This is a genomic window from Streptomyces sp. NPDC017529 (assembly GCF_044329785.1).
Classification (GTDB): domain Bacteria; phylum Actinomycetota; class Actinomycetes; order Streptomycetales; family Streptomycetaceae; genus Streptomyces.
On the sequence record NZ_JBIRJY010000027.1, the window covers coordinates 41,280 to 62,490 of the forward strand.

Sequence of the window (21,211 nt, forward strand, 5' to 3'; positions counted from 1 at the left end):
GTGGCTCCGGCCCGTCAGATCGATGTGGAGGGGCGGGAGGTCGCGGCCGAGACGGTCGGGCCGCCCGCCCCTCCACCGTGTCCCCGCCGCCCCGTACCGACCCCGCTGGAAGTGCTGCTGTCCGGACCGTGTCCCGGCCAGCTCGGTATCCCCCTTCCCCTGGAGGAGTCCTCCCGTGAAGCGACTCTGTTCTGACATTGCGGCCGCCGGCCTGGCGGTGGCCGCGCTGCCGCTGCTCGCCGCGGTCAGCGCCCAGGCCCTGTACTGCCGGCTGCTGCGCCGCCTCAACCGACGGCGCTGGCGTCGGGAACGCCACCGCCGCTTCATGGCCGCGGTGCATGTCCAGCGCACCGCCGAGGCCATCGTCGCCGACCATGCCGCGCTGTGGGCGGGCCTGTACGACACCCCCACCACCGAACCCCGGCCCGATCGGGGTCGTTCCGTCACCGCATAGGAGGTGAGCGCCATGCTCACAAGCCTGTTTGTGGCCGTGGCGCTTCTCCTGGCCGGCCTCACCTTCGCGGTGAGGCGGCTGCGCCGCGCCCTGGCCGCCGAGCACGCCACACGCCGCCTGACCGAGGCGGCGTTGCTGCGTGACCTGAACACCGTCAACCGGACCGTCCGCGCCGTCCAGCAGCATCACCGCGCCGAGCGGGCAGTCCTCGCCGACGCCGCCGCCGTCATCGACCGCGCCTTCACCGCCCACCACCGGCCCCGCAGAGAGGGAGACGGACATGCATGAAGCCAGCCGCGCTTTCACCTCCCTCATCGACCACCGGCACTACCGCTACCGCGGCTGCGCCCCCGACCCCGACCAGCCCACCCAAGCGCAGGGCGCCCCGCACATGCCGGTCGATGCGTGGATCGCGCCGACAGTGGACGGCGGGGAGAGCAAGCGGGACCGCGCCGCCCGCGAGAAGTCCGCCGTCGCGGTGTGCGCCGCCTGCCCTGTCACCAAGGAGTGCCGCACGTACGGGCTGGCCCTGGACCCGGGTGGCCGGCTGCTGGCGGAGCCGGAGGGCATCTGGGGCGGCATGACCTCCCTGGAACGCCACCGGCACCTGATCGAGCGCCGCAAGGACGATGCCGCCTTCCAGGCGGAGTACGCCGCCGAGCAGCGCCGCCGCGCCATCCGGGAAGCCTCCACGCCGCAGAAGCAGGCCGTGCTGGTCGCGCTGGCGCGGGAGACCGACGAGCGGATGGTGGCCTGGCGCGCCGACATGGATGTGCGCACCGCCAACTGGCACCGGGCCTCGTTGACGGGGTTGTTCGGGCTGGACCGGGAGACCGCCACCCGCCGGCAGCTCCTCACCGCCGCCCGCAAGCTGGGGGTCCTCGGGCCGATCCCGGTGCGCCGGGACGGACGGTGGCGCATCATCGCCGCCCCCAACACCGAGGGCACCCGGCAGCGCCGGCTCGCACCGGGCATGCCCGTACGCAAGGCGGGTGAGGTGCCGGTGCAGCTGGTCGTGCCGGGCTACGAGCACCTGCCCCGTACCTGGCCCGCCCCCAAGCCGGCACCCGTCCCTGCGGCGACCGGCGGCTGCCGGCTGCGCCTCGTCGCCCCCCTGGCCGAACAACTCACCCTCCCCCTGCCCGCACCCGCGCCCGCACCCGTCCTGGAGCCAGCCGCATGACCGCACCCCCCGCACCGGACACCGCCGCGGTCGACCGGGCCCTTGCCGGGCGGGCCGTCACCTCCGCCACCATGCTCACCGGCCTCCTCACCGCCGGGATGCTCGACACCGCCGGCCAGGTGGACCGGCTGCCCATGCTGCTGTGGCCGGACGTACCGGAGGACGTGCTGGCGGAGATCTGGGGCCGGGCCCTCGCCGTCGGGTTCCTCGCCGGCCGCATCACCGGCGCACCCCGCTGGCGGCCGGAGGAACTCGATGCCGCGCAGCGGGCCCTGGCCGACGCCGGATACACCGCGATGGCCCGGCAGGTCGCCGTCACCGCCTCCCACGGCCGCGGCGCCCACCCGGCCGACACCGACCCGCCCGCCCGCGGAGACCACCCATGACCGCAGCCCCCAACCCCGGCCGCGGCCGCCCCGTCACCTTCGACCAGGCCGCCCAGGACACCTACCTCACCCTCATCGCCACCGGGACCCGCCTCGGCGACGCCGCCGCACAGTGCGGCATCGACCGCACCACACCCCACCACCTCGCCCGCCGCAACACCGTGTTCGCCGACCGGTGGCGCGACGCCAAGACCGCCGGGCAGGCCCGGCGGGAGAAACCGAAGGGCCCGGTCCACGGGCGGGCCGGCACCTACACCAACCACGCCTGCCGCTGCCCGCCCTGCACCACCGCCGCCACCCAAGCACGAGCCAACGCACCTGACCGAAAACCGCCCCCCATCCGCCGGCTACCCGCACCCCACACATCACCCGCAGAAACGGAGTTGCTCATGCTGGCCGATGTCTCGTAGTGCCCGGCCGCAGGCCACAGACCCCGAGCAAGATCGCGTTATTTATTCAACATCCCTATACGACACCCTGGCACGGGAAAGACGAGGCGGACATGACCAGCCGATACGAAAGTGCGACGAGTTTCCGACACGTGACGCAAGGGGGTGGAGGAGTGGCGAGTTCAACAGATAGGCTGAGCCTGCGCCAGACGACCACTCAGGTTCCGACGGCCACTCAAACTGCAAATGGAGCGGCCCCGCTCCCCCGGCTGGTAACCGGGATCAAAGCGAGGCCGTTGCCGGGAGCGACCCCGGCCGCCGCCAACCCAGCCAACGACAAAGAGGCCAGCGACATGGACGAGCGTACCCGGCTACCCGGGCTATCAGACAGTGGGACTCAAGCCACCGCCGTGAAGATCACACCGGCGAGGACGAGCGGAGCCCCTGTCCCCACGACCAACGGCCTCCGGTGACCGCCCCCGGCGAGGCATTCCTCGCCAGGACCGCCCGTTTTCCCCGCGATCGACGCCGCCGCGGCGTCGATGCACAGCCCGGACCGCTCCACGCAGCGCGGGCCTGGGCCGCGGTGCTCCTCGACCGCTCCTGGTGGCGCCTTTCCGCCGAGGACCGATACGCCTACCGCAGCGGAGTCTCCCTCGCCCTGTGGACCAAGCGGCAGGTCCGCCGCAGCGGCCTCTGTCAGATCTGCTGGTTGCAGGAGAGCTACGACGGCATCAACGGCTGCGAGGCCGGCGACTGCCGGGCCTTCAACCGACTGCTGTGGCAGTTGACTTCGCAGGTACCTGGAGATGGTGCGCGATGAGCGGCTTCTCTGATGTCGATCCCATGAGGACTGGGCAACTACTTGCCCTCCCCGATGCGATCATCACGGGCAACAGCCCCAGGGACTTCCTCGCCGAACAGGCGCAGGGACAGACCCCACCCGCTGAGGGGGATCAGATGACGTAGTCCATCTCGGGCGGGAGTTAACTCAACCGCCCTGGCCGCGTTCCCGACTGGTGTTTGCCGACACCGACTGGGTCTTGCGGCCTCTGCTGCTGGATTGGCTTGCCGGCCTTCCAGCGTTCGGGTCGACCCGGCTGCCACACCGGCTTCGTCCCGAGCAATTCACCCGGTTCTCTCCTGAACCACCACCGAACACGAGGGGCTTTTTCATGCCCTCCGCCGGACGGGAGTGAGTACATCTTGCACGACCGCAGCACCCTTTGTCAGCCCGAGCGCGCCGCCATGGGCGATTCGCGCCGAATGTCCCCCGAAATCGGCGGCACCCAGTGCCCCCACCCCCCCCTCCGCGTGGCACCCGCCGACCAGTGGATCAGCACCACCGCCGGACGCATCGCCACCTGCCCCTACTCCTGGATGCAGGCCGTCCACTGGGTCGCAGGCTCCGGCCTCTACACCCCCAGCCGCACCCACGGGCCGAAGTGGGGCCCCACCACCGTCGCCATCGCGCAGGAGATTGCCGCGCTCGCCGAGTGCCGGCCCGGCATCTCCTACCTCGCCCGCAAGGTCAAGGTCTCCGAGCGCACGGTGAAGTATCACCTCGGCATGCTGCGCGAGGCCGGACTGCTCGCCTACCGCTCCAAGGGCACCCGCATCACCTCCGCCATCCGCCAGGCGTCCGTGTACGAGCGCGTCATCCCCCCGGCCTTCGACACCGCCCTCGGCATCCGCACCCGCCTCGAGGACGGTGCCGCCGCCTACACCCGCCGTCCGGTCGGCATCGCCGAGGAGAGCCGCACGCTGATCGGAAAGCTGGCGAAGAAGGCCGCCCGCAAGGTCCGCCGCCGCCGCTCCCGCAAGCCCTCACAGCGGGGACCGCGTTGCACCCCAATGCAGGGTGGTACCTCAGCGGCTTCTACTGCGGGTACATCTGGGTTTCCCTCTGAGAGCAAGCTCGCAAGCGGGAGCACCGAATCCCCCACCCCCAAAAAGCCCAGCAACACCCGCCGTACCCCCAACCGCGTCGGACGCCGCTACCAGCTCGCCGCCGAACTCATCACCGCCCTGCCGTGGCTGGGCCGCGCCAGCCGGGACCGCATCGCCTGGGTCACCCGCCACGTCGCCGACGCCGGCTGGAGCGCCACCGAGGTGTGCGCCTACCTCCAGCAGATGCCCCTTGGATCCGACGACACCATCCGCCGCCCCTCCGGTGTTCTCGCCCGCCGGCTGAAGGGCGCTGTCCGGCTGCTTTCCACGCCGGAGGCGCGCCGCCGGTGCGTGGAGGCGATGCAGGCGTCGCGTGCTGCCGAGCAGCAGCGCCACAACCCGGCCCACTACGAGAACTTCGGCGGCGAAGGGCCCCGCACCGTCGTTGCCCGCCGCGAGTGGGACCGTGCCCAGGAGCTCATCCGCCAGCGCGCCGCCGCCACGCTGCCGCCGGTCGACGAAGCCGACCTCATCACCGCCGACAGCACCGGCATCGATTTGGAGTCCCTGACCCGCGCCCAAGTCCTCGACATGCGCGCAGCCGCCGCCCAGGACCCGGACGTCATCGGCCTCGCCATCGACCTCATGGGCGAAGACCAGGCCCGCCGCCTGTACACGAACACCGCCGTCAACCGCTACCTCGCCGACCAGCAGACCACCCATGCGTGACCACACCCCTAAGGACAGGACGTGACCGAACCCGCAGAACTGTCCGGCGCCGACCTCGCCCGCCAAGTCCTCGCCGACTACAAGAAAACCACCTGGGCCATCCCCGGCCACGCCCCCGCCAAGCGGAAACCGCGCCCCGCCCGCAAGCGGGCCAGCGACCGCCGCGACCCAGTCGGACTCGGCAGCGTCCTGGGCCGGATGGAGGAGGAGCAGGGCTGGAAGACCGGAGTGGCCGGCGGCAGCCTCCTCGAGCAGTGGCCCGCCCTCTGCCCCGAACTCGCCGGAAAGGTCGCCCCCGCCCACTTCGACCCCGACACCGGGCGCCTCGACCTGCGGCCCGCCTCACCCACCTACGCGCAGCACCTGCGGCTCCTCGGGCGGCAGCTCATCGCCCGCCTCCAGGCCAAGGACATGCCCGTACGGTCCATCCGCGTTCTCGCCCCCGGCCCCCTCCCGGAGATGTCCACTTCGCCTGCCGCAGAGAGCCCGGCCGCTCAACACGACGCCCCGGTCAAGGCCCGTGCCGACGGATGCGCCGGCTACCACGCAGCGATAGCCGCCCACCAGGCCGCCGCCGGTCACCGGACCGACACCGAGATACAGCGACGCACCCGCGCCGCAGCCGAGGAGCAAGTGCGTGCGATGCGCGCCCATCGTGAGCCGGAGTCCGAGAACCGTGACGCGTACTGGTTCACCCGCGACCTTGAGGAGACCGCGGCGGCTGACCCGGAGCAGGTCCGGCAGGCCGCCATCCGCCGCGCCCGCGACCAGAAAGCCGACCGCGCACCACGATTATCTAGGGCCTGGGGGCACTTCGCGCAGGTCAGGCTGCCTGGGCAGCACGGGCAGGAAGTGGTTCGGCCGAACCACTTCGTAGACGCCCGTTCAACTGTGGCGGACCGGCGCCTCCGCCGCGGTGTCTGCCTGGAAGCTGGAGCCGGCAGACGGCACCAACAGAGCTGACCGGGGCCCGGGACAGTGCCGCACCCAGTCGCCCCAAGCCCCGGAGCTGTTGCTCTACTCGCGCGGTCCAATCGGGGCGCGGAGCTGGTAGTCCGGGCACTTGTCGGGGCCGCCCCACGATGCGGTGTGCGGTTCCGTGCTCCTGCACCAGGGGCAGGGGAGCACGGGACGGGCCTGGCTGCCCTCGATGCCGCAGTGGCCAGCGTCGCCGAATTCCGCGTTGCTGTAGACGACAACGGCCGGGCGACCGCAGGTGCACAGCTCTCCGGAGGCGGCGGGGCGTTCTGTCGAGTCGGTCATACCGAAAGCCTGCCAGGGAGCAACGGCATGGGGACAGAACTTGCCTGACATTCGATTCGCACCCGAGATAACCGCCGTCCCCACCGCCTTCCAACGCACCGCCTGAACCTGGGTCTGCCCGTACTCCAGCACCTGGCTACCGTCTATGCCGACCACCCCGACTACCGCGACGAATGGCGACCGTAAGACTGGCTTCATGACCGACGCCCGCATTGTGGTCACCGGCAGCCGCGCGTGGACCGACGCGCAGCTCCTCGCCGACGTCCTCCTCGACACCTGGCACGACGCCACCCAGCTCGGCCACACCAGCATCGTCATCGTCCACGGCGGCGCCGACGGAGCCGACACCCTCGCCGGCCTCTGGGCCCGCGGCCACGGCCTGGACGTCGAAGTCCACGAGGCCGACTGGGAGCACTGCGCCGACGACTGCCCGCCCGGACACCGGCGGTCCCGGGCCCGCGGCGGCGACTACTGCCCCACCGCCGGCCCCCGCCGCAACCAGCAGCTCATCGACGCGGGCGCCGACCTCGTCGTCGCCTTCCACCGCGAGGGCTCCCGCGGCACCGCCGACTGCCTCCACCGCGCCCAAGCCACTGGGCTGCCCGTACGCCGCGTCACCACCTGACGTCGGCTGCCGCTCAAAACCCGGTTTTGAAGCCGGGGAGCCGATCCGGGAACCGGAGCCTTCAAAACCCGGTTTTGAAGACGCCCCGCGACGACTCGCCGACCCTGCACCATCCCTCCGACCTCGTCCGTGCCATGCTGTCCCGGTCCGCTAGTACCGACCCCCAAGGGGTCGGGAAGCATACGGAATCTCTGGAGCACAACTCATGGCACGGATCACCGCGCTCATCAACCGCAAAGGCGGAGTGGGCAAGTCCACTCTGACCGTCAACACAGCGGCCATCACCGCCAACGTCCTCGGCGCCGCCCCCGAAGGCGAACCCAACTACGTCGCCGCTATCTCCGCCGACCCCCAAGGCTCCGCGACCTGGTGGTCCGAGCGGGTCGGAGAAGGACTCCCCTTCTCCTTCATCCAGACCAAGACCCGCGCAGACCTCGACTTCTTCCCCGAGCTGAAGAAGTCCCGCAAGGTCAAGCACGCCTTCATCGACACCCCCGGCTGGATGGATCTGCCCGAGGACGAACGGCAGAAGGCCGGCGATCCGTTCGGCAAGAGCGCCGCCGCCGACGCCATGCGCGCCGTCCTGGCCACCGCCGACGACATCATCGTCCCGGTCGAACCCGAACCCCTCGGCTTCATGCCCACCAAGGACACCATCGAGCAGGTCGTCAGACCGCTCGGACTGCCCTACCTGGTTGTCATCAACAACTGGGACCCCCGCGACGGCGTCGCCGACCTCGAGCAGACCCAGGACTTCGTCCAGTCCCAGGGATGGAAGCTCGCCAACACCGTGATCCGCCATTACAAGATTCACACGCGGGCCGCGCTCGAAGGCACGGTCGTCACCCAGTACCGCAAGAACCGCGTCGCCATGGAGGCCCGCGAGGACTTCTATCAGCTCGCAGTGGAGATCGGCGCCGGAAAGAAGGACCGCCGCTGATGGCCAAGCAGAAGTGGGCGGACATCCTCGGTCCTGGCACCACCGGCAGCCAGGAGGAGGACTCCTCCTCCAAGGCAGAGGAGTCGGCGCCCCCGACGACCGTCCTGATGCACACGGTGGCCCACAATCCGAACAATCCGCGCACGGAGTTCGACTACTCCGACGACGACGGCGAGTTCCGGGAACTGAAGGCCAGCATGCAGGAAGTCGGCCAGCTTCAGCCCCTGGCCGTCATCTCCCGCGACGTGCACCTCCGGCTCAAGCCGGACCACGCCGCAGCCATCGGCGAAGCCGACTACGTCGTCGTCACCGGCAACCGGCGTCTCGCCGCAGCCCGCCAGCTCGGGTGGACCCGTATCGACATCCGGGTCCAGGACCACCTCGGCGACGACGATGGAGCCAAGGTCGACGACTCCGTCATCATCGAGAACATCCACCGCAAGAACATCGCTCCGATCAAGGAAGCCGAGTTCCTGCAGGGGATGGTGGAACGCCACGGGTCCCAGGACGAGGTGGCCCGGCGCATCGGCAAGTCCCAGATGTACGTGTCGCACCGGCTGGCCCTGCTCAAGCTGGCGCCGGACATCCAGGCGGAGGTCAACGCGGGCACGCTGAAGCTCAAGGACGCTCGTCAGCTGGCCAGCAAGACCGGCGACCACAACGAGCAGCGGCAGAAGGCCGACGAGATCAAGAGAAAGGCTGCCGCCCCGAAGCCCCGGCGGAAGAAGGCGTCACCGCCGGTTCAAAACCCGGTTTTGAAGCACCCGCAGGGGGACGGTACCCAGCGCACGTCGCCTGCCGTTCAAAACCCGGTTTTGAACGGCAACTCGTCCCTGACCCCGCCAGGGGGCGAAGTGTCCCCACAGCCAGATGCGGGGCCAGCTGGCAGCACTGGCAAGGGAGACCCGCCCAGCCCGCCGTCGGCCGAGGCATCCACCGCCGTGATTCCGTGGCACAACATCGAAGCCGTCGCCCGCATCATCTGCGATCACATGTCGGATGAGGACGTGAAGCGGCTGAAGAAGACGCTTGGGGAGAAGTTCCCGGACTGAGCAGCACCACCTGGAAACGGCCCTGCCCCCAATGGGCGGGGCCGTTTTAGCGTTTCCGGTTCCGGCGTGTTCCGGCCGTTCTGCTGGGCTCTACCCCTGTGGTCAGTAGCGGGGCTAGACTGCCGTCATCTGACGGTCATGCGCTGGTCAGGTTTCGCGCCCCCGGCGCCTGGGTCGTTGTCGGCTACACCGCCCCACGGACCGCCGGGGCGTCCTCATGTCCACTCCGCGGCGTACGAGCTCCTCCGACCGAGGCGGGCCGAATACCTACGCCTCCTGGGTCACGCAGGTATCAAAAAGGGCCGTCCGCCCTTACCGCACACCATGTGCAGGTGGCACTCTGGCCTTCCGGCCGGGGGCACCGGCAGCCCGCCCGGAGGAGCGCCCTTCCCACTGCCGGACCGAGCGGAGACGCCCATGCCCGGACACCCGGCAGGCACCACACCGCCGCCCACCGCCCCCGCCCCGGCAACCCCCACCGCGACGGCTGAGATCATCGACATCAGCGGCCGGACCCGCCGGCCCGGACCGGGGGAGGCGACCGTGAACCCGCACGCCGCCCCCACACCGCCCTCCGCGGGCACCGACCCGCGACTCGCCGGCATCGTCCAGGCCCTCTACACCGCCCGCGGCTACACCCTCACCGACCCGGTGGTGGCCGACGCCTACGACATCGCCCTCGAGGCGATGGTGCTGCTTCTGGACGGCTCCTACCGCACCGGGTCCCTCGGCGAGAGCGAGCACCACCGGCTGCGCGCCATGGTCGACACCGCCCGCATGGTCCCGGACTACCTCGAGACCCGTCACGCCTAGCGACCGCCTGCGGACGGTAACGGCGGGACGAATGTGACGACTTGGCTACGACGTGCACAGTCAGTAGATCAACAGTCGCATCTTGTTCAACTCGCGACCATCCCGTGCCATCATGTGGTGTCCGGTAACCACCGGGAGTCACGACTCCGGCCTGCCGCACGCCACGGTGCCCCCACCACCCGCGCAGCACGGGCCGCCTCTGGGAAGCGGGGACACCATGGGCGGAAGAACAGACGACACCAGCACCAGCTACGGCAGCACGGCGGCCCGCAGGCTCCGCGCCGTACAACACGAAGCCCGAACACCCCCCGGCCGGCCCGCCGACCCCGGACCGCGTGCCACCCGCGTCCACTCGCCGGCCCTCGTCGACCTCGGCCTCCTCGACTACATCGAGGCCGCCGCACACGAAGTCATCGCCAGCACCTACACGGCCGTGCCCACCGCCGGCCCCGCCCCCGCGGCCGCCGACGCCGTCTACGCCTGGGCCGAAGCAGCCACCGCCCACCTGGACACCGAACGCCGCCGCGCCCACGACGCCCTGATGCTGCGCCAGGCCATGGAACACGCCCTCGCCACACGCGACGAGACGCTGCTACGACGCGAACCCTGCCCCGGCTGCAGATGCTGGGGCGCCCTGTTCTGGAACGCGGCCGCCCACCGCGCGGTCTGCGTCAACCGCTACTGCACCGACCGCCACGGCGGGCCCACCACCTGGACCCTGGCCCACCTCGCCGACCGCCACATCGCCGCACGCGAAGAACGCACCAGGAAGAGCGCAACCTGAGACACCCCTCATAGGTCTCACCCAGCACAACCGCACCATCGCACTACCTTGTGGAATCACCAGTTTCGGCCGGTCGGCGCTGCGAACGACGGCCCCCGGACTGCTGGAGCGGCCCCATGGCCCTGCCCACCCTCACCCCCCAGGCCGACGCACTGCCCGATGACCTGGTCTCCCTCGAGGAAGCCGTCGCCCTCCTGAGGCTCACGCCGTTCCCCACGTCGATAACCACCCTGCGCCGGTGGACCACCAAGTACCGCATGGACACCTACCGGTGCGGGCGCCGCGACATGGTGAGCTACTCGGACGTGCTGGTCGCCCACCGCGACGAGAACCAGGGCCGCGCCCCCAGGGCCGGCTGGTGACGCTCCGGCCGTAGCGCTCTCCCCGCAGGCACGCCCCGACCCCCAGACCCCGGGCCGGGGCTTTTTCACACCCAAGTCTGCGAAAGCTATTGCGTCAACAATGCTTTCTAGGGATAGTGGTAGTGCCGACAACGACGGGACACACTCCCGGCGCAGAGCTCTCAGGAGCACCCATGACGCTGACCCTGGACCGGCCCGTGCCCACCCGCACCGCCGCCACCAGCTACCACACCCTCACCCCCGCCCAGCAGGACGGCTGGCACCAACTCCTCGACCAGACCGCGGACGCCACCGACGCGGCCACCATCAAAACCCTCCACGCGGCCGCCGCGGTCTTCCTCGGCATCGACCTCCCCGACGGCGACGAACTCGTCGAATGCTCCTGCGAGCAGTGCCCCGACGACTGCGACTGGATCGGCCCCCAGAGCCTGTGCGCCGAGTACCTCGACGGCACCGTCCAGCGAACCCAGTGCCCGTCCTGCGCCGCCGACCACCGCCACTACGGCGACTGAGGAGAAGACGACGGTGAGTAAGCGATATCGAGTGGAGTGCCTGAACCCGCACTGCAAGTGGACCGGGTACAGGCGCAATGCCTACGAGTGCGAGTGCTACGACTACCCCTGCCACGCCACGAGCCCTGGAATGGGCTGCCCGAACGGAGCGAATCTGCGAGCCCGATGCCCTCGCTGCAAGAGCGACTGGCAGCCGAAAGGGATCCACTCGTGGGCTGGACCGGAGTACTTCGTCGTCCGTGAGACCTGGAGCCGCGAGTACACGGCCCAGATCCTGCGAGGCCGCGCCGCCCTGCGCCGCGACCCCTCCTCCTGACACACCCACAGACTCCGGCCCGGCCCCGGTCGAACACCCGACGGCCCCCAAATCCCCACCCCGGCGGCAGTAGCTCCCCCGGCCGGGCCGGACACCACCTTCCTGCACCGCACGGGAGACACCCATGCTCAGCGTCGCCACCATCCTCACCACCGCCGCCGACGACATCAGCTACCACGGCCTCCACCAGAACCCCGCCGTAGCCCACTTCGTCGACACCCACGGCCGCCTCGACCTCGCCGGCGCCCTCTACCGCGCCGCCACCGGCACCACCCCCACCGAAGCCGCCGACTTCACCCCCGACTTCATGAACCTGGCCATCCGCACCCACGACGCCGCCATGGAAGCCATCCGCTGGACCTCCGCCGCCATCGAGATCCGCACCCAAGTCGGACCGCCCCTCACCAACGGCCACCCCGACTACATCGAGCACATCACCCGCTGGGGCGAAGGAACCGCCATCTTCCAGACCCAGCCGCCCCTCGTCTGCGAGGTCATCGGCCTCCTCCACCGCGCCGCACGTCTCACCCACCCCCACACCACACCCGCGCTCGCCGCCTGACCAGCGACAGGAGACCCCATGCACACCACCTACAGGACCGCCACCGACGCCTTCAACGCCGGCTTCCTCGACGGCGAACTCGCCGCCATCACAAAGCTCCCCGCCCGCCAAGCCCACGCCCGCATCTCCATGGCCGAGCAGCACGACCCCCTGTACGCCCAGGGCTACTCCGACGGCTACCTCCACGCCACCGCCACCAACGCCGCCCTGCGAGTGCGTGGGGGAAGTGAGCGGTGATGACCACGCTTCCGCACCTCGTTCCCACCGACATCGAGTGGCAGCTCACCCCCTACAACATCAACCAGATCGACGACCAGACCGACCGCGACGGCATCTACGCCAAGGGCTATTTCGAGAACGTCGACGGCAAGACCGTCGTCACCGGACTCCGCATCGGCACCGGCGAGAACCGCATCGTCGCCAAGTTCGGCGACACCGTCATCCGTCACCGGGCCGGCAAGTACTCCGTCCGCCCCGCCACCCCTGAACAGGCTGCCACCTACCACCGGCTCACGGCACTCCTCGCCGAACAGCGGCACCAGTACCGCGACCTCGACACTGACAGCACCGTCTGGCCCGGCCTCGGCAAGCTCACCTGCCCCGCCTGCCCGCCCAACACGAGTACCTGACCCTGCCCGCAACTTGAAACCGGCGGAGGAGGCATTCCAGCGCCTCCGCCGCCCCTCCCCACTCACCTTCCCGGGAGCAGCCATGCCCGCCACCACCACCGACCCTCGCATCCAAGCCCTCCACGCCCGCATCCGCGAACTCGAAGAACAGCTCGTCGCCCTCCACGCCGAAAACCAGCGCCTCCGCTCCGAGAACCGCGACTACGAGCGGGCCCTCGGCCTCAACGACAGCCCCTGACATGCACACCTGCCCCCACGGCCCCGCCCTCCGCAACGCCGAAGACGAACTCGCACGCCTCCGTACCGCGCTCGGCCTCGCTGCCGCGTTCATCCACAACCCGGCCTACCCCCTGGACGCCCGCACTGCCCTCGCCATGGCCCTCGGCCTCCCCGAACCCACCCAGTAGGAGCCCGCCATGAAGGCCCTCACCATCCGACAGCCATGGGCCGGCGCCATCGCCCACCAGACCGAGCCAAAACGCAAGGTCTGGAGCATCAAGGGACACAAGCGTGTTCTGACCCCGCTCGGACAAGTGAAGCCACGGCAGCCCACAGCGGAAGGATGGCGCAGCGCATGCGGTTGTGGTTGGGCTGCTCCTCAGTCACACCCCTCCAAGCGGGCAGCAGAAGTTGCGTATCGGTCTCACCTTGATGAAGTCCCCTCCGAGCAGTGGCCGGTCTGCAAGCGGTGTGAGCAGCACACTCGCCCCTCGGCAATGTCCACGGGCAGCCCGCATCTGTGTAAGAAGTGCCGAACCGCTGCAACCCGCGAATGGGCCGAGCGCAACCCCAGCGCATGGGAGAGGCACCTGCGCAAATCGCTCCTGAAGCGCCGGTACGGAATCACGATCGAAGAGGCTGACGCCTTGCTTGAGCAGCAGCACGGCAGGTGCGCCATCTGCGGTGTCGCTGAAGGAGACAGCAGAGGATTCCGGCTGCACATCGACCACGACCACGCCACGGGTGTGGTGCGCGGAATTCTCTGTCACCTCTGCAACTCCGGACTCGGCCACTTCCGAGACAACCCCGAGTTCCTGACCAAGGCGATTGCCTACCTGACGGCATCCGAAGAGAGGAAGACAGCGTGAAGGCCCTCACCATCAGGCAGCCATGGAGTGGCGCCATCGCCCACCAGTCGAAACGCGTCGAAAACCGCACATGGAAGCTTCCCGCCGCACACCACGGCGCCCGCATCCTCATCCACGCCGCAGCCCAGCCCGACAAGAACGCCGAAGTCTACGGACCCCACCTCGACATCTACCGAGCCGTCATCGCCATCGCCACCCTCACCGGCTGCCACTACGACGACGGCGGCGACCCCTGCTGCTCCGACTGGGCAATGCCCGGCCACTACCACTGGACCCTCGCCGACGTCGTACCGCTCCCCGAGCCGATCCTCGGCGTCTGCGGACAGCTCGGCATCTGGACCCCCAGCCAAGACCTCGTCGCCGCAGCACTCCGCTCCGTATCCGCGCCGTCGTGAACCCGTACCTGGCGGCCTGCTACCTCAAGACCATCTTCCCCAGCCGCCGCACCGGACGACGCCGCGCACGCCAACTCAACGGCACAGGCGAAGGCCCCTTCGACGAATACCGCTGCCACTGGTGCGGAGCCGTCCACATCGGCCACAAAACCGGTCACGCCACCCACCTCCGCACCGGACCCCACGGCCCCACACCCGTCCACCACCTCCAGGAGCACGCCGCATGACCATGACTGCCCCCACCTACGGACCCGTCGTCATCGGCATCGACCCCTCCCTCACCGCCACCGGCATCGCAGGAAGCAACGGATGGTGCGACGTCGTCGGATGGACCAAGAAACCCCCCATCACCGGCCTCCCCCACCCCGAACGCCGCGAAGCCCTCCACGAAATCCGCCAACTCATCACCGACACCATCGGCCGCCCCGACCTCGCCGTCATGGAACTCCCCGCCCACTCCCGCTCCGGCGGAGGCGCACACGAACGCGGATGGCTCTGGTGGGAGATCTACAACTACCTCGCCGCCCTCGAAGTCCCCACCGGCTTCATGTCCACCGGCCAACGCGCCATGTACGCCACCGGCAAAGGCAACGCCACCAAAGGCGCCGTCATCGACGCCGTCGCCCGCCGCTGGCCCCGCTACACCACCAACGGCGACGACAACGCCGCCGACGCCATCACCCTCATGGCCGCCGGCCGCGACTGGCTCGGCTACCCCCTCACCGACATGCCCAAGACTCACCGCAAAGCCATCGACAACGCCGTCTGGCCCCACCTCCTCGGAGCTGCCGCGTGAACACCTCCACCTCAGCGGCCCTCGTACACCCTCCGGAGCCCCGAATGACCACCATCACGCCGCCCCACAACATCCGCCGCGCCGCACCCACCAGCTCTCGCTCGGACACCGACTGGCACAACCGGGCAGCCTGCCTCGGCGAAGACCCGGAACTGTTCTTCCCCCCCAGACGAGCGTGGCCCCGCAGGAAAGGCGCAGGCGAGCGCCGCGAAGACCGTGTGCGCCCGGTGCCCGGTACGCGCCCAGTGCCTGCAGTGGGCCATGGACAGCGGGCAGAACACCGGCATCTGGGGCGGGCTCACCGCAGCGGACCGGCGTGAGCGTCGAAAGGACGACACCGCTACGGGCCGGGAACTCGCCGTACGCCGTGGCGCCGACATTGTGGTGTGGCTGGTCAAGCAGCAACTGCCGGTCGAGGACGTCGCCGAGCGTCTGGAGTGCACGCGGCGGGCGGTGTACCGGGCGTGGCGGCTGCTCGTACCGCCGGCGCAGGCACGTCCCTTGGAGCCGACGCCGCCGGAGCGGGTCGTCAACGAGTCCGGTGAGATCGTGCGGATCTTCCACGGAATGGGGCGCAGCCCCGAGGCCATCGCGCGCGTGGTGGGCACCTCGCCTGGGGTCGTGCAGGAAGTGCTGCGCCTGATCAAGCAGCGGGATGCGGCGTGGAAGCGTCTGAAGGCGAAGAGGCTCGCCGGTGACTCGACGACGCGCGGGGATGCGGTGCGGGTGGCGCAGGCCCAGGAGTGGCGGGTGCGGTGGGAAGCCGGGGAGGGGGTCACGCTGCGGGAGGTGGTGAAGCACATGGGCCCGCGGATCATGCTCATGCGCGGCCGGGGCCGTACATACCGGCAGATCGCGATGGAGTTGGACTTGAACCGGGAGACGGTGCGGCAGGCGGCGGGGGAGCTGGGGTGGGATCCGCTGCGCTCGCCGCGGACCGCGAAGCCTGCTGCCGCCCCGGGCACGGCCGGGGCGGAGGAGCCCCCGGCGGCGTCTCGGCTGTCTCCGTCGCTGGCGTCTCGGACCGGCTTCAACGGCGGCCAGGCCAGCTTCCTGAAGGGATACGTCGCCGCATGAACACCATCACGACCGTGGAGCAGCGCGCAGACCTCGTTCAGGACCGGCTGCTGCCGCTCGCCAACCAGCTGGCGATGCTGGTGCACGGCGACGGTGGCCAGCGCGACGTCCACCAACTCCTGGCCCGCCTCAGCAGCTATGAGAAGGACGCCTTGCTGGTCGTTCTGGCCGGACTGGTGGACGTCGACCAGCCCAACAGCGCTCACTTGGCGTGGATGACGTTCGACGAGAACGGCAACCCAGTCCGCCCCACCGTGGTGGACGGCCGGACACTGCGAGAGCTGGCCGAGGAAGCAGAGGACGAGCCCCTGGAGGACGACTACATAGACGAGGCCGCCGTGCAGCAGTACCTGGCCGGCAAGCCTGTCCGGGTCACCGACGCCGAACGCATCGCCGCCGTCGCCCGGGCGGTACAGCGAGGCATGACCTACCTGGACCTGGATGCGATGCACGGCCTGGCCCCGAACAACACCTCGAGGTTCGTGTCCCGGGCACGCGGGAGAGCCGCGGAGCAGGGCACGGCGTTCCCCGTACCGGAGCTGAGCTCGGCGGCCGCGATGCTGTCGGAGGAACAAGTCCTCGAGATCCGGAGCCGTGCCGCGACCGGAGCGGAGACGGACCAGGACATCAGCCTGTCGTACGGCGTGTCCCGCCAGACCATCAGCGCCATTGCGTCGGGCACCAGCTACCGGCAGTACGGCGGGCCGATCCGCCCCAAGAAGACCGCCAAGCCGAGTGCGAAGCAGCGTGTCGAGTTCGCCGGCGGAACCCCTGCCGTCGCGCAGGCCAGCTAACGAGACGAGGAGAGAACCATGGCAGGAGAGACCGTGATCACAGTGGTCGGAAATCTGACGGCTGATCCTGAGCTGCGATTCACGCCGCAGGGCGCGGCGGTCGCGAAGTTCACCGTGGCGTCGACCCCGCGGGTGTTCGACAAGCAGACCAACGCGTGGGCGGACGGCGAGGCGCTGTTTCTGTCGTGCTCGGTGTGGCGTCAGCAGGCCGAGCACGTCGCCGAGTCTCTGACGAAGGGGGCCCGGGTGATGGTGCAGGGCCGGTTGAAGCAGCGGTCGTACGAGGACCGGGAAGGGGTGAAGCGTACCGTTTTCGAGTTGGAGGCCGACGAGGTCGCAGCCTCGCTGAAGACAGCGACGGCGCGGGTGACGAAGGCCAGCTCGAGCCGGCCGGAGGTGAACCAGGCCCGGCAGGCGCAGGGCGTGGCGTCAGCCCAGGACCCGTGGACGACGCAGGGCTCCGGTGCGTCAGCGGGCGGATGGGGCGACGATCCGCCGTTCTGAGCAAGCGCTCCTGCCTGGAGACCTGCCTGTGGTGCCGACGTACCGGTCGGCACCGCTTCACCGCACCCGCTCACCCCGATGAAGGAGAACTCCATGCCGAAGTACCGCAAGAGGCCCGTCGTGATCGAGGCACGGCGGATCGACATGCAGGACCACGACGCCGCCACCGCTCTCATCGCGTGGTGCGGCGGACTCGCCCACAGCAGCACCGAGCACGGGATGCTCGTCATCGCCGTGCCCACCCTCGAGGGCACCATGTACGCCGCCGACGGCGACTGGATCGTCAAGGGCATCAAGGGCGAGTTCTACCCGGTCAAGCCGGACATTTTCGAAGCCACGTATGAACAGGCCGAGGAGAACGCGTGACGGTCCCTGCGCTGGTCCGTCCGCTCAGCGCCCGCCAGATGGAGGTGCTGCGCCACGCAGCCGCAGGCGCCTCCATCCCCCAGACCGCCCGCGCCATGCACCTCGCGGTCGGCACCGTCCATTACCACCAGCAGGTCATCGTCACCGCGCTGCGGGCCCGGAACATCACGAACGCCATTCTCCTGGCCTGTCAGGTGGGGCTGCTGGACGGCCGGCCGCAGCGGCACGGTGACCACGCCGGGTTCGCGGCGCACTTCCGGCGTGGTGAGGAGCCCTGCTCTTCCTGCGTGGCGGGGGAGAAGGCGTACCGGGCCGGGCTGAGAGCCGCCCACAGACGCCCCACTGTCAACACAGCGTAACAATCAGCCCCGTGAGTGATCTCTGAGCCGGGGCCTGCAACTACCCACCGTCACACCAGCCCTGGAAGGGGTCTACTCGTCATGCCCGAAACCAAGCGTGGCCCGTCCGAACGGGCCGAGTTCGTCATCGCGGTCGTGGTCGCGGCGGTCATCATGACCGGCGCCTACCTCGTCGCCGACCCACTGCCGTTCCCCATCGCCGTCGTCCTGGTGCTCCTCGCCGCACTCGGCCTGACCGCACTCGCCACCTCCCTGGCAGGAGGCCGCCGATGAGCCGCGCCGTGCAGTTCGCCGCCGTGTACGCGGCGCTGACAGCCTCGCACGAGGTCGCCGACCATCTCGTCCAGGTCGATCGGGACGCGTGCGGAAAGGGCGTCCCGGGCTGGGACGGGAGGGCTGCGTGCCTCCGCCATGTCGGCTCGTACACCCTCACGCAGGCCTTGGCCCTTGTGGCAGCTGACCGCGGGCTCGGTCTGCGCCTGGACTGGCGGTACGCCACCGCCGGGCTCGCGGTGTCCACCGTCACGCACTACGTCGCGGACCGGTCCGGCGGCCGCTGGGCCGAAGACCCCGAGACCCAGCCGACCACGCGCATGGTCCGCTTCGCCCACGCGATCGGCAAGGGCGGCTGGCTGGCGCGGGATCCGCAGGCCGGCTATCGGTACGACCAGGCGTGGCACAAGGGCTGGATCGCCATCGCCGCGGGCGTGGTCGCCTCCGGGACTGCGAAGCCCGTCCGGTGAGGGCACCGCGCGGCCGGTGCCGGTGGTGCCGACGCCGCATCGCCCTCACGCAGGACGGTGTCCTGTGGCGCCACGGACGTCCCCGCTGCCTCGGTACCGGACGGCAGCCCTCTTTCGACTCCCCGATACCCGAGTGGCCGCTGAAGTACCGCGGCCGCCCCGTCACCACCATCCCCGGGCCCGACACCTACCCGCTCCGGAAGGGAGCAGCATGAACACCACCGACCTGAGGACCGTCCTGGTCGAACTCGACGAGGACGTTGAGTACCACGAGAGGGGCGCCGAACTGTCCCGGATCGAAGAAGGCGTCATGGCGCACAGCGGGATGGCGCAGGGGGCACGCCTGGCCAGGTACCGCGTCACCCGCCACCTGGACGGAGAGGAAGCGGCGGTCGAGTACATCACCTCCGGCGTGAGCCGTACCGCTGGCCTGTGCGCCGTCTCCCCGAGCATCTGCGACGTGGAGGCATCGGCGTTGGAACGGGCTTGCGCCGAGCGGGACTGGCTGGCCCGCTACCTGGCGGTGATGACCGGCAGCACGGTGGCGCAGGTGCTGGCAGACACGCACGCGGCCATGGCGATCCGTGAGTCCGGAACTACCGCGGACGGACAGGAGGCGGGACGGTGATCACGGTGACCCTCACCCTGACGGGCCTGTTTGCGGTGCTGTGGGGCCTTGCCGGTCAGATGCTCGGGCGCTTCGAGCCCTACCAGGCCGACGGGTGGATCGCCCTCGGCAACGGTATCAACGCCGTCTCGTGCGCGATTAGCGGTTCAACGCTGGTCGGTATGTTCGCTGCCGCTATTGCTGCATGGTGCGGGTACCGGTGGTGGAAGGGCGGTGGCGGGGACGACACGAAGCGCCGTCTCCGTGCGGTGCGTAAGGCGTTCTCGCCGGTTCGGCGTACGGCTCCGCAGGGGGCAGCGTGAATGCGGGTGCGTCGGCGGCCGCGCAGGCGGCTGTGGTGGGCCGGGGCCGGTGGTGGCAGCGTGCCCTGGCCGCGGCCGGCTACGTGACACCCGATCTGGCGCAGGCCCGGCGCCGGGCCGGGTGCTGGGAGGCCGGGGCGGAGGGGGAGCGGCGCACCGCCGCTCTGCTGGCCCAGCTGGACGCCCACGGGTGGAGGGGCGGGCACGACCTGGCGATCCCCGGAGCCAGCAAGGCGAACGCCGACCACCTGGTCTGGGCCCCGTCCGGCCGGGCGTTCATGGTCGACTCGAAACTGTGGCACCGGCGGGCTCGTGTCCGTCCGGTCGGCGGCCGGCTGGCGCACGGCACGCAGGACCGGGACCGGCAGATCGACACGGCCCTGTACGAAGCCCGCCTCCTCGGCCGGGCGTTGGGGGTGCCGGTGCAGCCGGTCATTGCCGTGCACAACGCCCCCGTCGAAGCCGGAGGCTTCCATCTGCGCGGGGTGACGGTGGTGCCGGCGGACCGGCTGGTACCGCTGCTCCTGGCCAACGCCGGCACCCCGAACCCGGTGAGGGCGGGGGAAGTGTTGGAGCGGGCAGGGCAGGTGCTGCGCCAGTACAGGCAATGAGACCGAGGCGGCCACGTGCCCCGCTCGGCGTGGTGGAACACAACACTTCGGGCCTCCCGCGGGAGGCTCCTAGACTAGGCCCGCACCCCCGAGAGGATCTGATCAGTCATGCGCCCGCAGCGATTCCAGGATTTCGTGGTCGAGACGCTTGCCAAGGCGCCTGACGTGCAGCACGCGGAGGCGTGGCAGGAGGGGACCAAGCGCCCTTACGGTGTGCACGTCGTGTTCTCGTCGGGGGCCCAACTGTGGGCGGCGGCGGTGTGCCAGATGCCGCCCGGCCACAACTTCGACGAGCCGGAGGTGCCGGTGACCGGTGAGCCGCCGGCCGACGGGCCGGTGCCGGACCTGTACGAGGGCGGCAAGGTGTCCCCGCTGCGGGCGGAGGCGTATCTGGCGGCGGTGCTGGGCAACTCCGGCTCTGCGGAGATTGTGCGGGCCTACGGCTACTCGGACGGTGCGACAACGACTCGGCCAACGGCCCACCCGGGCGTCGGCGTGGTCTTCCACAGCGGCGGCCGGGGGTTCTTGCTCTTTGAGCACACGGCGCGGGCCGGGCAGTCCCGCGGCGGCCGCCATTCTGAGCTGCAATCCGCCTTTTGACCCCGCGTGCTCCCTGGTGACCAAGACGTCCCTGGCTCCGGCCAGCCGGCCCAGTAGGA

36 protein-coding genes and 1 pseudogene are annotated in these 21,211 nt (G+C 70.2%); 36 read left to right on the top strand and 1 reads right to left on the bottom strand.

The annotated features are described in order from the left end of the window. Positions 1-175 precede the first annotated feature (175 nt). The 8 genes from ACH4K4_RS35305 (at position 176) to ACH4K4_RS35340 (ending at position 5,994) form a co-directional block, all read left to right on the top strand. The gene (locus ACH4K4_RS35305) at positions 176-454 is read left to right on the top strand and encodes a hypothetical protein (protein ID WP_398173367.1); all 279 of its coding nucleotides are present in this window, start codon (positions 176-178) and stop codon (positions 452-454) included. 12 nt (positions 455-466) lie between these two features. Further along, on the top strand, positions 467-742 hold the full coding sequence (locus tag ACH4K4_RS35310; protein WP_398173369.1) for a hypothetical protein: 276 nt from the start codon (positions 467-469) through the stop codon (positions 740-742). Further along, on the top strand, positions 735-1,637 hold the full coding sequence (locus ACH4K4_RS35315; RefSeq protein WP_398173371.1) for a WhiB family transcriptional regulator: 903 nt from the start codon (positions 735-737) through the stop codon (positions 1,635-1,637). The genes ACH4K4_RS35310 and ACH4K4_RS35315 overlap by 8 nt, the downstream gene beginning before the upstream one ends. Beyond that, positions 1,634-2,023, top strand: a complete 390-nt coding sequence (locus ACH4K4_RS35320) for a hypothetical protein (protein ID WP_398173373.1) — start codon at positions 1,634-1,636, stop codon at positions 2,021-2,023. The genes ACH4K4_RS35315 and ACH4K4_RS35320 overlap by 4 nt, the downstream gene beginning before the upstream one ends. After that, the gene (locus ACH4K4_RS35325; protein WP_398173375.1) at positions 2,020-2,433 is read left to right on the top strand and encodes a hypothetical protein; all 414 of its coding nucleotides are present in this window, start codon (positions 2,020-2,022) and stop codon (positions 2,431-2,433) included. Before ACH4K4_RS35320 ends, ACH4K4_RS35325 begins: the two co-directional genes overlap by 4 nt. A gap of 448 nt (positions 2,434-2,881) precedes the next feature. Continuing rightward, positions 2,882-3,235 (top strand): hypothetical protein, encoded by a 354-nt coding sequence (locus ACH4K4_RS35330; RefSeq protein ID WP_398173377.1) that lies wholly within the window; start codon positions 2,882-2,884, stop codon positions 3,233-3,235. Positions 3,236-3,726: 491 nt separating this feature from the next. Further along, positions 3,727-5,031 (top strand): winged helix-turn-helix domain-containing protein, encoded by a 1,305-nt coding sequence (locus ACH4K4_RS35335; protein ID WP_398173379.1) that lies wholly within the window; start codon positions 3,727-3,729, stop codon positions 5,029-5,031. A gap of 21 nt (positions 5,032-5,052) precedes the next feature. After that, a complete protein-coding gene (locus ACH4K4_RS35340) occupies positions 5,053-5,994 on the top strand; it encodes a DciA family protein (RefSeq protein ID WP_398173381.1) in 942 nt (313 codons plus the stop codon). A gap of 54 nt (positions 5,995-6,048) precedes the next feature. Here the strand turns inward: ACH4K4_RS35340 and ACH4K4_RS35345 are convergent, their stop codons facing one another. Continuing rightward, complete coding sequence (locus ACH4K4_RS35345) at positions 6,049-6,294, bottom strand: hypothetical protein (protein ID WP_398173383.1); 246 nt, start codon at positions 6,292-6,294, stop codon at positions 6,049-6,051. Positions 6,295-6,348: 54 nt separating this feature from the next. On the opposite strand from ACH4K4_RS35345, the gene ACH4K4_RS35350 reads away from it, so the two are divergent. The 28 genes and pseudogenes from ACH4K4_RS35350 to ACH4K4_RS35485 all read left to right on the top strand — a co-directional run bounded on the left by ACH4K4_RS35350 (position 6,349) and on the right by ACH4K4_RS35485 (position 21,152). After that, complete coding sequence (locus ACH4K4_RS35350; protein ID WP_398173463.1) at positions 6,349-6,480, top strand: DUF6221 family protein; 132 nt, start codon at positions 6,349-6,351, stop codon at positions 6,478-6,480. Positions 6,481-6,490: 10 nt separating this feature from the next. Next, positions 6,491-6,919, top strand: coding sequence for a DUF2493 domain-containing protein (locus ACH4K4_RS35355; RefSeq protein WP_398173385.1), 429 nt, complete (start codon positions 6,491-6,493; stop codon positions 6,917-6,919). 205 nt (positions 6,920-7,124) lie between these two features. Then, positions 7,125-7,859 carry a ParA family protein gene (locus ACH4K4_RS35360; RefSeq protein WP_398173387.1) on the top strand — a complete coding sequence of 245 codons (735 nt, stop codon included), beginning with the start codon at positions 7,125-7,127 and terminating at the stop codon, positions 7,857-7,859. Further along, positions 7,859-8,911 carry a ParB/RepB/Spo0J family partition protein gene (locus ACH4K4_RS35365; RefSeq protein WP_398173389.1) on the top strand — a complete coding sequence of 351 codons (1,053 nt, stop codon included), beginning with the start codon at positions 7,859-7,861 and terminating at the stop codon, positions 8,909-8,911. The genes ACH4K4_RS35360 and ACH4K4_RS35365 overlap by 1 nt, the downstream gene beginning before the upstream one ends. A 417-nt stretch (positions 8,912-9,328) precedes the next feature. Then, on the top strand, positions 9,329-9,724 hold the full coding sequence (locus ACH4K4_RS35370) for a hypothetical protein (RefSeq protein WP_398173391.1): 396 nt from the start codon (positions 9,329-9,331) through the stop codon (positions 9,722-9,724). 217 nt (positions 9,725-9,941) lie between these two features. Continuing rightward, a complete protein-coding gene (locus tag ACH4K4_RS35375) occupies positions 9,942-10,508 on the top strand; it encodes a hypothetical protein (protein ID WP_398173393.1) in 567 nt (188 codons plus the stop codon). Positions 10,509-10,624: 116 nt separating this feature from the next. Further along, positions 10,625-10,870 (top strand): hypothetical protein, encoded by a 246-nt coding sequence (locus ACH4K4_RS35380; protein ID WP_398173395.1) that lies wholly within the window; start codon positions 10,625-10,627, stop codon positions 10,868-10,870. Between the two features lie 173 nt (positions 10,871-11,043). Beyond that, on the top strand, positions 11,044-11,382 hold the full coding sequence (locus tag ACH4K4_RS35385) for a hypothetical protein (RefSeq protein WP_398173397.1): 339 nt from the start codon (positions 11,044-11,046) through the stop codon (positions 11,380-11,382). A gap of 440 nt (positions 11,383-11,822) precedes the next feature. Next, complete coding sequence (locus tag ACH4K4_RS35390) at positions 11,823-12,260, top strand: hypothetical protein (RefSeq protein ID WP_398173399.1); 438 nt, start codon at positions 11,823-11,825, stop codon at positions 12,258-12,260. Positions 12,261-12,278: 18 nt separating this feature from the next. Continuing rightward, positions 12,279-12,497: a hypothetical protein gene (locus ACH4K4_RS35395; RefSeq protein WP_398173401.1), complete on the top strand. Its 219-nt coding sequence runs from the start codon at positions 12,279-12,281 to the stop codon at positions 12,495-12,497. Then, positions 12,497-12,889, top strand: coding sequence for a hypothetical protein (locus tag ACH4K4_RS35400; RefSeq protein WP_398173403.1), 393 nt, complete (start codon positions 12,497-12,499; stop codon positions 12,887-12,889). The genes ACH4K4_RS35395 and ACH4K4_RS35400 overlap by 1 nt, the downstream gene beginning before the upstream one ends. An 82-nt stretch (positions 12,890-12,971) precedes the next feature. Beyond that, the gene (locus ACH4K4_RS35405) at positions 12,972-13,127 is read left to right on the top strand and encodes a hypothetical protein (RefSeq protein ID WP_398173405.1); all 156 of its coding nucleotides are present in this window, start codon (positions 12,972-12,974) and stop codon (positions 13,125-13,127) included. A gap of 1 nt (position 13,128) precedes the next feature. Beyond that, positions 13,129-13,296, top strand: coding sequence for a hypothetical protein (locus ACH4K4_RS35410; protein WP_398173407.1), 168 nt, complete (start codon positions 13,129-13,131; stop codon positions 13,294-13,296). 9 nt (positions 13,297-13,305) lie between these two features. Beyond that, on the top strand, positions 13,306-13,977 hold the full coding sequence (locus tag ACH4K4_RS35415) for an endonuclease VII domain-containing protein (RefSeq protein WP_398173409.1): 672 nt from the start codon (positions 13,306-13,308) through the stop codon (positions 13,975-13,977). After that, a complete protein-coding gene (locus ACH4K4_RS35420) occupies positions 13,974-14,372 on the top strand; it encodes a hypothetical protein (protein WP_398173411.1) in 399 nt (132 codons plus the stop codon). The genes ACH4K4_RS35415 and ACH4K4_RS35420 overlap by 4 nt, the downstream gene beginning before the upstream one ends. Further along, complete coding sequence (locus ACH4K4_RS35425) at positions 14,369-14,599, top strand: hypothetical protein (protein WP_398173413.1); 231 nt, start codon at positions 14,369-14,371, stop codon at positions 14,597-14,599. Before ACH4K4_RS35420 ends, ACH4K4_RS35425 begins: the two co-directional genes overlap by 4 nt. Continuing rightward, positions 14,596-15,168: a hypothetical protein gene (locus ACH4K4_RS35430; RefSeq protein WP_398173415.1), complete on the top strand. Its 573-nt coding sequence runs from the start codon at positions 14,596-14,598 to the stop codon at positions 15,166-15,168. Before ACH4K4_RS35425 ends, ACH4K4_RS35430 begins: the two co-directional genes overlap by 4 nt. A 71-nt stretch (positions 15,169-15,239) precedes the next feature. Continuing rightward, a pseudogene (locus ACH4K4_RS35435) lies at positions 15,240-15,498 on the top strand (WhiB family transcriptional regulator); the annotation flags it as partial. A 743-nt stretch (positions 15,499-16,241) separates the two neighbouring features. Further along, on the top strand, positions 16,242-17,039 hold the full coding sequence (locus ACH4K4_RS35440; RefSeq protein ID WP_398173417.1) for a hypothetical protein: 798 nt from the start codon (positions 16,242-16,244) through the stop codon (positions 17,037-17,039). Positions 17,040-17,057: 18 nt separating this feature from the next. After that, positions 17,058-17,543 carry a single-stranded DNA-binding protein gene (locus tag ACH4K4_RS35445; protein ID WP_398173419.1) on the top strand — a complete coding sequence of 162 codons (486 nt, stop codon included), beginning with the start codon at positions 17,058-17,060 and terminating at the stop codon, positions 17,541-17,543. A gap of 93 nt (positions 17,544-17,636) precedes the next feature. Further along, on the top strand, positions 17,637-17,909 hold the full coding sequence (locus ACH4K4_RS35450) for a hypothetical protein (protein WP_398173421.1): 273 nt from the start codon (positions 17,637-17,639) through the stop codon (positions 17,907-17,909). Then, positions 17,906-18,268, top strand: a complete 363-nt coding sequence (locus ACH4K4_RS35455; RefSeq protein WP_398173423.1) for a response regulator transcription factor — start codon at positions 17,906-17,908, stop codon at positions 18,266-18,268. The genes ACH4K4_RS35450 and ACH4K4_RS35455 overlap by 4 nt, the downstream gene beginning before the upstream one ends. A gap of 81 nt (positions 18,269-18,349) precedes the next feature. After that, complete coding sequence (locus ACH4K4_RS35460; protein ID WP_398173425.1) at positions 18,350-18,541, top strand: hypothetical protein; 192 nt, start codon at positions 18,350-18,352, stop codon at positions 18,539-18,541. Then, positions 18,538-19,011 carry a hypothetical protein gene (locus ACH4K4_RS35465; protein ID WP_398173427.1) on the top strand — a complete coding sequence of 158 codons (474 nt, stop codon included), beginning with the start codon at positions 18,538-18,540 and terminating at the stop codon, positions 19,009-19,011. Before ACH4K4_RS35460 ends, ACH4K4_RS35465 begins: the two co-directional genes overlap by 4 nt. A 211-nt stretch (positions 19,012-19,222) precedes the next feature. Then, complete coding sequence (locus ACH4K4_RS35470) at positions 19,223-19,639, top strand: hypothetical protein (protein ID WP_398173429.1); 417 nt, start codon at positions 19,223-19,225, stop codon at positions 19,637-19,639. Further along, positions 19,636-19,941, top strand: coding sequence for a hypothetical protein (locus ACH4K4_RS35475; RefSeq protein WP_398173431.1), 306 nt, complete (start codon positions 19,636-19,638; stop codon positions 19,939-19,941). The genes ACH4K4_RS35470 and ACH4K4_RS35475 overlap by 4 nt, the downstream gene beginning before the upstream one ends. Next, positions 19,938-20,552, top strand: a complete 615-nt coding sequence (locus ACH4K4_RS35480; protein WP_398173433.1) for a nuclease-related domain-containing protein — start codon at positions 19,938-19,940, stop codon at positions 20,550-20,552. The genes ACH4K4_RS35475 and ACH4K4_RS35480 overlap by 4 nt, the downstream gene beginning before the upstream one ends. Positions 20,553-20,660: 108 nt before the next feature. Further along, a complete protein-coding gene (locus ACH4K4_RS35485; protein ID WP_398173435.1) occupies positions 20,661-21,152 on the top strand; it encodes a hypothetical protein in 492 nt (163 codons plus the stop codon). Positions 21,153-21,211: the final 59 nt, after the last annotated feature.